General features: G+C 72.4%; 10 protein-coding genes. 2 read left to right on the top strand and 8 right to left on the bottom strand.

The window, feature by feature from the left end; translation table 11 throughout:
- Positions 1-123 precede the first annotated feature (123 nt).
- A complete protein-coding gene (gene ileS, locus ACGFK0_RS26115; protein ID WP_392909159.1) occupies positions 124-3,330 on the top strand; it encodes an isoleucine--tRNA ligase in 3,207 nt (1,068 codons plus the stop codon).
- A 166-nt stretch (positions 3,331-3,496) separates the two neighbouring features.
- Positions 3,497-4,150: a DUF1707 domain-containing protein gene (locus ACGFK0_RS26120; protein WP_392909273.1), complete on the top strand. Its 654-nt coding sequence runs from the start codon at positions 3,497-3,499 to the stop codon at positions 4,148-4,150.
- 16 nt (positions 4,151-4,166) lie between these two features.
- Here ACGFK0_RS26120 and ACGFK0_RS26125 read toward each other — a convergent pair whose 3' ends face one another.
- The 8 genes from ACGFK0_RS26125 to ACGFK0_RS26160 all read right to left on the bottom strand — a co-directional run bounded on the left by ACGFK0_RS26125 (position 4,167) and on the right by ACGFK0_RS26160 (position 11,675).
- Positions 4,167-5,435: a hypothetical protein gene (locus ACGFK0_RS26125; RefSeq protein ID WP_392909161.1), complete on the bottom strand. Its 1,269-nt coding sequence runs from the start codon at positions 5,433-5,435 to the stop codon at positions 4,167-4,169.
- Between the two features lie 136 nt (positions 5,436-5,571).
- Positions 5,572-6,504, bottom strand: a complete 933-nt coding sequence (locus tag ACGFK0_RS26130; RefSeq protein WP_392909163.1) for a DivIVA domain-containing protein — start codon at positions 6,502-6,504, stop codon at positions 5,572-5,574.
- A 55-nt stretch (positions 6,505-6,559) separates the two neighbouring features.
- Positions 6,560-6,856: a YggT family protein gene (locus tag ACGFK0_RS26135; RefSeq protein ID WP_392909165.1), complete on the bottom strand. Its 297-nt coding sequence runs from the start codon at positions 6,854-6,856 to the stop codon at positions 6,560-6,562.
- Between the two features lie 21 nt (positions 6,857-6,877).
- Positions 6,878-7,414, bottom strand: a complete 537-nt coding sequence (locus ACGFK0_RS26140) for a cell division protein SepF (protein ID WP_392909167.1) — start codon at positions 7,412-7,414, stop codon at positions 6,878-6,880.
- 104 nt (positions 7,415-7,518) lie between these two features.
- Positions 7,519-8,220, bottom strand: coding sequence for a YggS family pyridoxal phosphate-dependent enzyme (locus ACGFK0_RS26145; RefSeq protein WP_392909169.1), 702 nt, complete (start codon positions 8,218-8,220; stop codon positions 7,519-7,521).
- Positions 8,217-8,945, bottom strand: a complete 729-nt coding sequence (pgeF, locus tag ACGFK0_RS26150; RefSeq protein ID WP_392909171.1) for a peptidoglycan editing factor PgeF — start codon at positions 8,943-8,945, stop codon at positions 8,217-8,219. The genes ACGFK0_RS26145 and pgeF overlap by 4 nt, the downstream gene beginning before the upstream one ends.
- Entirely contained in the window at positions 8,942-10,435 is a 1,494-nt protein-coding gene (gene ftsZ, locus ACGFK0_RS26155) for a cell division protein FtsZ (protein WP_392909173.1), read from the bottom strand. The genes pgeF and ftsZ overlap by 4 nt, the downstream gene beginning before the upstream one ends.
- A 496-nt stretch (positions 10,436-10,931) precedes the next feature.
- Positions 10,932-11,675 carry a cell division protein FtsQ/DivIB gene (locus ACGFK0_RS26160; protein ID WP_392909175.1) on the bottom strand — a complete coding sequence of 248 codons (744 nt, stop codon included), beginning with the start codon at positions 11,673-11,675 and terminating at the stop codon, positions 10,932-10,934.
- Between the last annotated feature and the right edge of the window lie 23 nt (positions 11,676-11,698).

Below are 11,698 nucleotides of genomic sequence, written 5' to 3' on the forward strand. Positions count from 1 at the left end.
GTGCCGCCGGGGCGCCCGGTGGCAGGGTCAAGGAGGGTGGTACCGCGGGGCCCCGCTCGGTCGGACCGGGCACGCCTCGTCCCTCCGGTCAACGTGGTCACGTCGATCCGGAGGTCCGCCATCGTGAGCCGAGGTTTTCGGCCGCTGCCAGCGCAGGTCGATCTGCCCGCCCTGGAGCGGGACATGCTGCGCCGCTGGCGGGAGAGCAAGATTTTCGAGCGGTCGCTGGAACGCACCGCGTCCGGCCCCCGATGGGTGTTCTACGAGGGCCCGCCGACCGCCAACGGCATGCCGGGCGTCCACCACGTCGAGGCGCGCGTGTTCAAGGACGTCTTCCCGCGCTTCAAGACGATGAAGGGCTACCACGTCCCCCGCAAGGCGGGCTGGGACTGCCACGGGCTGCCCGTCGAGGTCGCCGTGGAGAAGGAACTCGGCCTCACCGGCAAGAAGGACATCGAGGAGTACGGCGTCGCGGAGTTCAACGACCGCTGCCGCGAATCGGTCCTGCGCCATGTGGACGCGTTCGAAGAGATGACCGAGCGCATGGGCTACTGGGTCAACACCGACCAGGCGTACCGCACGATGGACCCCGAGTACGTCGAAGCGGTCTGGTGGTCCCTGAAGCAGGTGTTCGACAAGGGCCTGCTGTTCCGCGACTTCCGCATCACGCCGTACTGCCCGCGCTGCGGGACGGGACTGTCCGACCATGAGCTGGGCCAGCCCGGCGCGTACGAGGAGGTGTCCAGCCCGTCGGTGTACGTGCGGATGCCCGCCACGTCCGGTCCGCTCGCCGAGATGGGCGCCGCGCTGCTCATCTGGACGACGACGCCGTGGACGCTGGTGTCCAACACCGCCGTGGCCGTCCACCCCGACGTCACCTACGTCGCCGCCCGGCCCGCGGGCTCCGACGAGGTCCTCGTCGTGGCCGAGCCCCTTCTCGACCAGGTCCTCGGCGAAGGCGCCGAACGACTCGCCGCGTACCAGGGCGCCGAACTGGAGCGCACCGCCTACCGGCGGCCGTTCGACCTGGTCGACATCCCGGACGCGCACTACGTCGTCCTGGGCGACTACGTCACCGTCGAGGACGGCACCGGCCTCGTCCACCAGGCCCCCGCGTTCGGCGGCGACGACATGATCGTCTGCAAGCGCTACGGGATGCCGATCGTCAACCCCATCGGGCCGGACGGGCGCTTCCTGCGCGAGGTGCCGCTGGTCGGAGACAAGTTCTTCAAAGACGCCGACGAGCCCCTCACCGATGACCTGCGCGCGCGCGGGCTGCTGTTCCGCGGCGGGCACTTCGAACACAGCTACCCGCACTGCTGGCGCTGCCACACGCCGCTGCTCTACTACGCGCTCCCCGCCTGGTACATCCGCACCACCCAGATCAAGGACCGGCTGCTGGAGGAGAACGAGAAGACCAACTGGTACCCCGAAACGGTCAAGCACGGCCGGTACGGGGAGTGGCTGCGCAACAACGTCGACTGGTCGCTGTCCCGCAGCCGCTACTGGGGCACGCCGCTCCCCCTGTGGGTCTGCGGCGAGGACGAGAACCACGTCACCTGCGTCGGGTCGCTCAAGGAACTGGGCGAACTCGCCGGAAGCGACATGTCCGCACTGGACCCGCACCGCCCCTACGTCGACGACGTGACGTTCCCCTGCCCCGCCCGCGCCGGAGACGCGGACTCGGACCGGTGCGGGGCGGAGGCGCGCCGCGTCCCCGACGTCATCGACGCCTGGTACGACTCCGGCTCCATGCCGTTCGCGCAGTGGGGCGCCCCCCACCGCAACGACGAGGTCTTCGAGAACTCCTACCCCGCGCAGTACATCTGCGAGGCCCAGGACCAGACCCGCGGCTGGTTCTACTCCCTCATGGCCGTCGGGACGCTGGTCTTCGACCGCTCGTCCTACGAGAACGTCGTGTGCCTGGGGCTGATCCTCGCCGAGGACGGCCGCAAGATGAGCAAGCACCTCGGCAACGTGCTGCGGCCCATCCCGCTGATGGACGAGCACGGCGCCGACGCGGTGCGCTGGTTCATGGCCGCCAGCGGCCTGCCCTGGGCGTCCCGCCGCGTCGGCCACGGCGCCCTGGAGGAGATAGTCCGCAAGGTCCTCCTCACCTACTGGAACACCGCGTCCTTCTTCGTCCTGTACGCCAACGCGGCACAGGCGCAGGGCCGCGCGTGGACGCCCGACCGCCTGGGCGAGGCGCCCGCCCCGGCCGACCGCCCCCTCCTGGACCGCTGGGCGCTCGCCGGGCTGCACCGCACCGTCCGCGAGGTCGACGCCGCCCTGGAGGACTTCGACACCGCCCGCGCCGGACGCCACCTGGCCCAGTTCGTCGACGACCTGTCCAACTGGTACGTGCGCCGCTCCCGCCGGCGCTTCTGGGAGGGGCCCGAGACCCCCGACGGCTCGTCGGCCTTCGCGACCCTCTACGAGTGCCTGGAGACCCTCACCCGCCTGATGGCGCCGATGGTCCCCTTCATCACCGACCACGTCTGGGACGTCATCCGCCCCGCCGGCGGCCCCGAGTCGGTGCATCTCGCCGACTGGCCGGCCGTCGACGAGGACCTCGTGGACGAGGAACTGACCGCGCAGATGGCGCTCGTCCGCCGGCTGGTCGAGCTCGGCCGCTCCGCCCGCGCCGCCAGCGGCGTCCGGACCCGCCAGCCCCTCGGCCGTGCCCTGGTCGGCGCCGCGGGCTGGTCCGCGCTGCCCGCCCAGCTCCGCGCGCAGATCTCCGAGGAGCTGAACGTCCTCGGCTTCGAGGAGCTCTCCTCGATCGGCGGCGACCTGGTCGAGTACGAGGTGAAGCCCAACTTCCGCGAACTCGGCAAGCGCTACGCCAAGGACACCCCGAAGGTCGCCAAGGCGATCACGTCCGCCGATCCGGCGGCCCTCGTGGGCACCGTCCGCGACGGCACCGCCGGAGTCGAGGTCGAGGGACTCGGCACGGTGCCGCTCTCCGCGGACGACGTGATCGTCACCGAGCGGCCGCGCACCGGCTGGGCGGTGGAGAGCGCCGCCGGCGAGACCGTCGCGCTCGACCTCACGGTCACGCCCGAACTGCGCCGCGCCGGCCTGGTCCGCGAGGCCGTCCGCCTCGTCCAGGAGGCCCGCAAGGCCGCCGGCCTGGACGTCACCGACCGCATCGACCTGTGGTGGGAGGCCACCGGCACCGACCTGGCCGAGGCGCTGCGCGCCCACACCGGCGAGATCGCCGCCGAGGTCCTCGCGACCACGGTCACCGAAGGCCGCCCCGACGGCCTCCCGGCGACCCGGGACGAGGAACTGGGCCTCACCCACTACCTCCGCAAGGCCGCCGAGTAGGAATCCCGACCACGCGCTCCGCGGGCCGGGTGGCCGGAAGGCGCTCCGCGCCCGAAGGCCGCCCGGCCCGCGGGGGGTCGTCCCCCTTGGGCAACGCTGCAATGATTGGAGGGTGAATCTTCCCGAGCAGCCTTCCGAACCTCCGGCGCGGCCCCCCGCCGCCGGCATGCGCGCGTCGGACGCCGATCGTGATCAGGTCGCCGACCGTCTGCGCGAAGCGCTGGCCGAAGGGCGCATCACGCCGGAGGAGCACGCGGAGCGGATCGACGCGGTCTACAAGGCCAAGACGTACGCCGAACTCGAGCCGGTCCTCAGCGACCTGCCGCCGGCGCAGGGACCGAGGGTCGATCTGCGCAAGGACGAGCAGGTGCCCGCCCCGCCGGCGCCTCAGTCGCCGAACCTGGTGGCGATCTTCGGTGGGGCGGAGCGGAAGGGCCGCTGGCTGGTCGAGCCGACCACCAACGTGTCGTGCGTGTTCGGCGGCGTGGACATGGACTTCCGGCAGGCAGTCCTCAGCCGCAGCGAGGTGACCGTCAACGTCACCTGCGTGTTCGGCGGCGTGAACCTGATCGTGCCGCCCGGGGTCCGGGTCGTCGGGTCCAATGTCGCGATCTTCGGCGGCAACGACCTGCCGGACGACGACACGACGGACCCGGACGCGCCCGTCATCCGGCTGACCGGCCTGGTGCTGTTCGGCGGCGTGTCCGTCACCCGCCGGGAGGTGGGCGGCAAGGGCCGTCGCCGGGACCGGCACGGGGAGGCCCACCGGCTGCACCAGGAGCGGCGCGCGGAGATCCGCGAGCGCCGCCGCGACCGCTGAGCCGCCCCGGGCGGTATCAGTCCCGGGCGTGCTCGCGGTCGGGCTGGCAGACGAGGCAGGGCGTGCAGCCGCGGGACTTGGCCTCGGCGCGGGACAGCGCCTCCAGGTCGTCGGCCTCGTCGCCGATGTCCTCGATGAGGGCGCAGTCGGTGCGGTGGTAGCGCTTGGTGCCGCTCAGGATGCGGACCTGCGGACCGCCGTCGCCGGGCTCGTCCTGCGGGGCCTCGGCGGCCGGCTCGGGTTCGGGCTCCCCGGCCGGCTGCGGCGGGGCGTCGTCGTCGTCGGCGCCGCGGGGCTTCGGAGCCGCGGCCTCCGGGACGGCGGTGTCGGCGTCCGGCTCGGCGGCGGATGCGGCGCCCACGCCGACGGTGGTGTCAGCTGGCGCGGATTCGGCCTCAGCGGGCCGTTCGCCGGCGGAGTGACCCTCCGGCTCCGGCTCGGCGGCCTCGGCCTTCTCCGCGGCCTTGGCGGGCTCTTCGCGGGCGAAGAGGCTCGCCACCGGCATGTCGGTGAGGGTCGGGCCCGCGGGCCCGGGCGCCGGGCGCTCCGGCTCGGCCGACCGGTCCGCCCGCGGGATCTCCGCCGTCTTGTCGAACGAGGTGGGCGCGGAAGCCGGCGAGGGCGCCGGCTTGGCGAGACCGGCCAGGCCGCCCTCAGAGCGCTCCATGCCGGGCTTCGGAGGTACGGGCACGTCCCCTGCCGCCTTGCCCGTGCCGGGTGACACGGGTCCCGACGCCGCGGCGCGCGCCGCCAGTGCGGTGTCGGGCATGCATGCGGTACAGGGGCTGAACCCCTCCTCCTTGGCCTCGGCGTAGGTGAGCTCTTCGGTCTCACGCCCGGCGAGTTGCCGGCAGGTGTCGAGGTGGTAGCGCTTGCGGCCGCGGACGACGAACACCAGCGCGTCCTGGGGGACGTCGGCCGGCGGGGCGGGGATCTCCACCTCGTCGTCGGCCGGGTCCGCCACCGGGGCCTTGGCCGCCGGTACGCCCATGGCGCCGGCTGCGGGGGCGGGGGCGGGGGCGGCCTTCTTGCGCTTGTCCTTCTTGGGCTTCTTGCTCCTGCGGGCGGCCGTCGGTGAGACCCCCGCGCCGAAGAGCTCCTTGCGGCGCAGGAACACCCCGATGGCCAGGCACAGTGCCGAGACGATGCTGACCGCGATCGAAATATAGATCACGAACAGGGCGTCCAGGTTGAACACCTCGGCGCTGTCTCCGTTGCCGGCGACGATTCCCGCTACCAGCAGGGCGATCGCCACCACCACGAGAACGCCGCTCAGGATGATCACAGGGTCTCTCTCCCTCGTTCAGGCCGCTCGGCTCCCCGGCGGCCGGCACCGGCCGGACTCCCCGCGCCGCCGGGAGGGCTGCGGTGCCATCCTCGGCGCGGCGATCGGGAAGACACTATCGCCCGCGATGCCCGCCTCAGCGCCGTTCGTGCGGCGGGTTGTCACCGCCGGCGTGGAACGCCCCGGTCGCGGAGTGCTGCACCTGCTGGGTGTGCTCGGCGGGCGGCGGGAACTGGCCCGGCGCCGGTCCGGAGCCGCCAGGGGCGCCGTTGCGGTTGTCATTGTGCTGCAGGGTGTTCTGCGGGCCCGTCTGCGGACCGCCCTGGGGAACGTTCTGCTGCGGCTGCGCGGGGGCCGCGCCCGGGACGGCGGCGAACGCGCCGGTCTCGGTGCTGCCCGCCTCCAGGTCGCGCAGCTGGCCCTCCAGGTACACCTTCAGCCTGCTGCGGTACTCGCGCTCGAACGCGCGCAGGTTGTCGACCTCGCGCTCGAGCTCCTCGCGCTGCTGCACGAGCGAGCCCATGACCTGGCGGTGCCGCTCCTGGGCGTCGCGGTCGAGGGCCTCGGCGCGGGAGCGGGCCTCGCTGACGATCTGGTCGGCCTGCCGGCGGGCCTTGCCGAGGATCTCCTCGGCCTCGCGGCGGGCGCGGCCGAGCGTCTCGTCGGCCTCGCGGCGGGCGTCGGCGATCGCCTGGTCGGCGGTCTGCTGCGCCAGCGCGAGCACGCGGGCGGCGGTGTCCATGTTGTCCTCGCCGGTGGGCGCGGCGGACATGCCGAGACCGCCGAGGACCGGCTCCGGCTCGGGCTGCGGCTGCGGCTCGGGCCGGGGCGGCTCCGGGATCTTCTGGACGTCCGGCTTGGGCTCCACGATGGGGGCCGCCATGGCGGGAACCTTGCCGCGCAGGCACTCGGCGAGCTTGGCCCGCAACTCCTCGTTCTCCTGGATGAGGCGGTCGAGCTCGGCCTCGACCTCGTCGAGGAAGGCGTCCACCTCCTCCTCGTCGTACCCCGGCCTCAGCCTGGTGGTACTGAACTGCTTGTTCCGCACATCCGCGGGTGTCAGCGGCATGTCTCGTCTCCTTGGCGCGCTTGGAGTCTGTCCCGAAGGACGGTATCCGATCGACCTAACCTCCGCCGAACGCGGAGCCGACGATGATGATCAGGATCCAGACCACAAGGATGAGGACGGTGAAGCTGAGATCCAGCGCAACGTTACCCAGTCGAATGGGCGGGATGAAGCGTCTGAGGAATTTCAGGGGCGGATCGGTGACGGTGTAGGTCGCCTCGGCGATCACCAGTACGACCCCGGTCGGCTTCCACTGCCGGGCGAACGACTGCAGGATCTCCAGGATCAACCTCCCGATCAGGAACAGGAGGAAGAAGTAGAGCACCGCCTGCAGGACGGTTCCAACGATGTTCACGGGTTCTCTCGCATGTGGATCTCAGCTCTGGTTGAAGAAACCTCGTTCAGCCATCCGGGCCTTGTCCTCGGCCGTCACCTCCACGTTGGCGGGCGACAGGAGGAACACCTTGTTCGTAACACGCTCGATGCTCCCGTGCAGGCCGAACACGAGACCCGCCGCGAAGTCGACCAGACGCTTGGCGTCGCTGTCGACCATCTCGGTCAGATTCATGATGACCGGTGTGCCCTCCCGGAAGTGCTCGCCGATGGTCCTCGCCTCGTTGTAGGTCCTTGGATGCAGCGTAGTGATACGAGCGAGGTCGGTGGTACCGGACTCGTACAGCGCCACGGAGCGCCGCTCTATGGTCGACGTGGAGTGATGGTCGCGTTCGCGGTCCGCGGCCTCGTCGGCTCGGGTAAGCTGACCGCCGGATTCGTCCTCGCGACGGCGGCCCTGCCCGGAGTCGGTCTCCTCGTCGTAGATCTCGTACTCGTCGTAGTCGCCGTACTTGTCGTCGTAGCGATCGTCCTCCACAAGGCCGAGGTAGACCGCCATCTTGCGCATCGCGCTGGCCATACGCCCCTCCGTGTCCTGTGGCCGCGGCTCCGGGCGCGTCCGGGGCCGCCGTGGACTGATCCGTTGTGGCGGCCCGCGTTCCGGCAGGTACCACTGGGGGGACATTACCTGACGATTGCCCGTCGGCCGCCGAGCAACGCCGTACCGACCCGCAGGTGTGTCGCGCCGCACGCGATCGCCTGTTCCAGATCGCCGCTCATACCCGCAGAGACGATCCGGGCGCCCGGATGGTTCCGGCGGACACTTTCGGCGATCCCGGCCAGCCGCGTGAAGGCGGGAGCCGGGTCGGCGCCGAGCGGCGCGACGGCCATCACGCCGCCGAACTCCAGGCCGCCGGCCTCGGCGATCACGTCGGCGAGCGCGGGAACGTCCGCGGGTGATGCGCCGCCGCGCCCCTCCGCCTCGTCCAAGGAGACCTGGACGAGGCAGCGCAGGGTGCGGCCGGCGCGGACTGCGGCGTCCGACAGCGCCGAGACGAGGCGGGGCCTGTCCACCGAGTGGACGACATCGGCGTACCCGGCGACGGCGCGGGCCTTGTTGGTCTGCAGACGGCCGACGAAGTGCCAGGTGAGAGGGAGGTCGGCGCAGTCGGCGGCCTTCGGGCGGGCCTCCTGGTCGCGGTTCTCGCCGACGTCGGTGAGGCCGAGTCCGGCCAGCAGCCGCACATCGGACGCGGGGAACGTCTTGGTCACCGCGATCAACGTGATCTCGTCCTCGTCCCGGCCGGCGGCGGCGCAGGCGGCGGCGATGCGCGCGCGCACCCCGGCGATGCTTTCGGCCAGTTCGGCCCGGCGCTCCCCGGTCACGCGTCGCCCTTGAGCCAGACGTATCCGGCGAAGCGGCCGGTGCGGCCGTCGCGGCGGTAGGAGAAGAGCCCGGAATCCTCGATGGTGCAGCGGTGGTCGACGCGGACGCCGGTGACGCCGCCGGCGGCGAGCTGCTCGACGATGCCGGCGCGGATGTCGAGGCCCGGGGTGCCCTTCGACGTGGTGGAGTACGCGGCGGGCACGACGGCGGCGACCTCGTCGCGCATCGTCTCGGGGACCTCGTAGCAGCGGCCGCACGCGGCGGGGCCGATCGCGGCCGTCATCCTCGCGGGGTCGGCGCCCCGCTCGCACATCGACTTCACCAGCGCGGGGACGACTCCGGCGGCGGTCCCGGGGCGGCCGGAGTGGGCGGCGCCGACGATCCCGGCGACGGGGTCGGCCAGCAGGACGGGCGCGCAGTCGGCGACCAGGACGGCGAGGGCGAGGCCGGGGACGGTCGTGACGACCGCGTCGACCGGGCCGGGAACATCGGGGGACGTGACGAACGCGACGCCGGCGCCGTGCACCTGCCGCATGAAGACGGTGCGTCCGGGGTCGACGCCGAGGCGGGCGGCGGCGCGCCGCCGGTTGTCCAGGACGGCGGCGGAGTCGTCGCCGGCCGCGCCACCGAGGTTGAGGGAGTCGTAGGGGGCGGTGCTCACGCCGCCGGCACGGCCGGTGAAGGCGGCGCCGACGCCGTCGCCCAGGGCGACGGTGGTGATCACTTCAGGAAGTCGGGGACGTCGAGGTCGTCGTCCTCGTCGAACACCACGGGACGGCGGCGCTGCCCGGAGGAGGCGGGGCCGCCGTCGCTCTCCCCCGCGTGCACGCGGGAAGGGGTCTGCTCGGACGCCGGGCGGGGCGCGGGGGCACGCGAGCCGCCGGGCTCTCCGCCGGACGCGCCCGCGTCCCGGTCGGCGGGCGGGCCGGGCTGCGGGGAGGCGGTGCCGTCGGGCCGGGCGTGCTCGCCCGATCCGCCGCGTCCGGCGGCGCGGTCGTCCTGTCCCTGTGCGGGCGTCTGGGCCCGGTCGGTGTCGGAGCGCTGCGGTGCGGCGGACGCGTGACCCGCGGTCTGCGGCGCCGCGGCCGCCTGCGCCACCGACTGCTGCGGCGCGGACTGCTGGGCGCTCGCCGGCTGCTCCGATCGCCCGACCCTGCTCGGGATCGGGTTGGCGGGCGCGGCGGGCGCCGCGGACGCGGGCAGCGGCGCGGGACGGGGCGGCGGGGGCAGTCTCTTGGTCTCGGGTTCCGGGGCCGGCTTAGCAGGGCGGCCCTCGTCAAAACCCGCCGCGATCACCGTGACCCGGACCTCGTCGCCGAGCGCGTCGTCGATGACCGCGCCGAAGATGATGTTGGCGTCGGGTGCGGCGGCGTTGGACACCAGCTGCGCCGCCTCGTTGATCTCGAACAGGCCGAGGTCGGAGCCGCCGGAGATGGACAGCAGCACGCCGTGCGCGCCGTCGATGCTGGCCTCCAGCAGCGGGCTGGAGATCGCCATCTCGGCCGCGGCGACGCTGCGGTCGTCGCCGCGCGCGGAACCGATGCCCATCAGCGCCGAGCCGGCGCCGGACATGACGGACTTGACGTCGGCGAAGTCGAGGTTGATCAGGCCGGGCGTGGTGATCAGGTCGGTGATGCCCTGCACACCGGACAAGAGCACCTGGTCTGCGGCCTTGAACGCGTCCAGCACGCTGACCTGCCGGTCGGAGATCGACAGCAGCCGGTCGTTGGGGATGACGATGAGGGTGTCGACCTCGTCGCGCAGCGTCTCGATGCCGGCCTCGGCCTGCATGGCGCGGCGCTTTCCCTCGAAGCTGAAGGGGCGCGTGACGACTCCTATCGTCAACGCGCCGAGGGAGCGGGCGATGTTGGCCACCACGGGCGCGCCGCCGGTGCCCGTGCCGCCGCCCTCTCCGGCGGTGACGAACACCATGTCGGCGCCCTTGAGGACCTCTTCGATCTCCTCACGGTGGTCTTCGGCGGCCTTGCGGCCGACGTCGGGGTTGGCTCCGGCGCCGAGGCCCCGGGTGAGCTCGCGGCCCACGTCAAGTTTCACGTCGGCGTCACTCATCAGCAGCGCCTGGGCGTCCGTGTTGATCGCGATGAACTCGACGCCCTTGAGTCCCTCTTCGATCATCCGGTTGACGGCGTTGACGCCGCCGCCGCCGATGCCGACGACCTTGATGACCGCGAGGTAGTTCTGCGGTGCTGCCACGACGAGGGGCCTTTCCGCTCTATCCGACCGCCCTGCCCGGTCTGAGACCGTGCCGCCGCGGTGTTCCTGACCTGTGTGCACTTGCGGGCCGAGCCCGGCGGGATCCGGCCTTGGAAGCCGGTCCACCAGAACCCTCACCCTCAACTTGAGGCTTACAGTTATGTCAACCTGAGGACTGATACGGACAGTAGGGCGGCCTTACCGCCAGGGTCAACTAACCTCCCCCCAACTCCACCGGCGTGTCGCGAAGGCCGCGGGTTCGCCCTGGTCGGCAAAGGAGATCTGGCCGTTCCCGGGCTGTGCACACCGTCGTCCGCCTTCACTGCGATGTCGGTACCGCCGAAATCAATTCGTCCGCGCCCGCCGGTACTTCCGGCCGACCGTTCAAGCGTGCCCCATCGAACCGCCGGAATCGCCGCGACACACGCACCGGACCCGAACGGCACCGCAAACGCCTTTCCCGTGAAGCGCCCGGACGGCCGGTGCGCCCGGATGCTCACTTCGTCTTGAGCACCTCGGGGGAGCTGACGTCGGCGGTGCGGACGGCCCGCCCCGCCGCCGTGCGCCACAACGCGTCCAGCAGACGGATCTTCTGCTCTGCCCGTTCTGCGGCGCCCCACACCACCGTCTGGCCGCCCGCCATGTGCAGGGTGACCGCCTCGGGCCCGGTCGCGGCCACCTCGCGCAGCCTCTCCCTCAGACGTTCCGGCAGGTCGGAGAGCACGGTGAGGGCCGCGAGGGTCGTCCTGTCGGATGGGCCCGGCGAGGCGACGGTCAGCGTCGGAAACCCGGACGGCCTGCCCTCCCCGTCGGCCACGACGACGCCGTGCCGGTCGATCCGGTGGTAGCGGCCGTCGCGTTCGAAGACGGCCACCGGCACCCGTTCGCGGACCGCGATGCGGACGGTCCCCGGCCAGTGCCGCTCGATCTCGGCGGACTCGACCTCCCGGAGCCGCTCGACCCGTTCCCGGATCTCGCCGGTCGCCAGCCGCGCCATCGGCCTGCCGATGTGGATTCCGGCGGCGGCGACGATCCGGTCGCGGGAGGCCAGTTCGGCGCCGGTCACCTCGACGTACCGCACCACCAGCAGACGGGAGCCGAGCAGCACCCACGTCACCGCACCCAGCGCTCCCAGCACCAGCAGGGTGACGAAGACGACCTTCCACCGTCCCGGACGGCCGTGCTCCTCCCCCGGCCCGCCGTCCAAAGCGGCCCGCCGGCCCGTCCGCGCCTCGGTCATGACCCAAGCTTGGCAGTGTTCTG

It is taken from the genome of Spirillospora sp. NPDC048823 (assembly GCF_043198445.1).
Lineage (GTDB): Bacteria > Actinomycetota > Actinomycetes > Streptosporangiales > Streptosporangiaceae > Spirillospora.

Coding starts and splice junctions, on each gene's coding strand:
- ACGFK0_RS26120 (WP_392909273.1), top strand. CDS start 3,497: ATGCGCGCGTCGGACGCCGATCGTGATCAGGTCGCCGACCGTCTGCGC.
- ACGFK0_RS26130 (WP_392909163.1), bottom strand. CDS start 6,504: ATGCCGCTGACACCCGCGGATGTGCGGAACAAGCAGTTCAGTACCACC.
- ACGFK0_RS26140 (WP_392909167.1), bottom strand. CDS start 7,414: ATGGCCAGCGCGATGCGCAAGATGGCGGTCTACCTCGGCCTTGTGGAG.
- ACGFK0_RS26160 (WP_392909175.1), bottom strand. CDS start 11,675: ATGACCGAGGCGCGGACGGGCCGGCGGGCCGCTTTGGACGGCGGGCCG.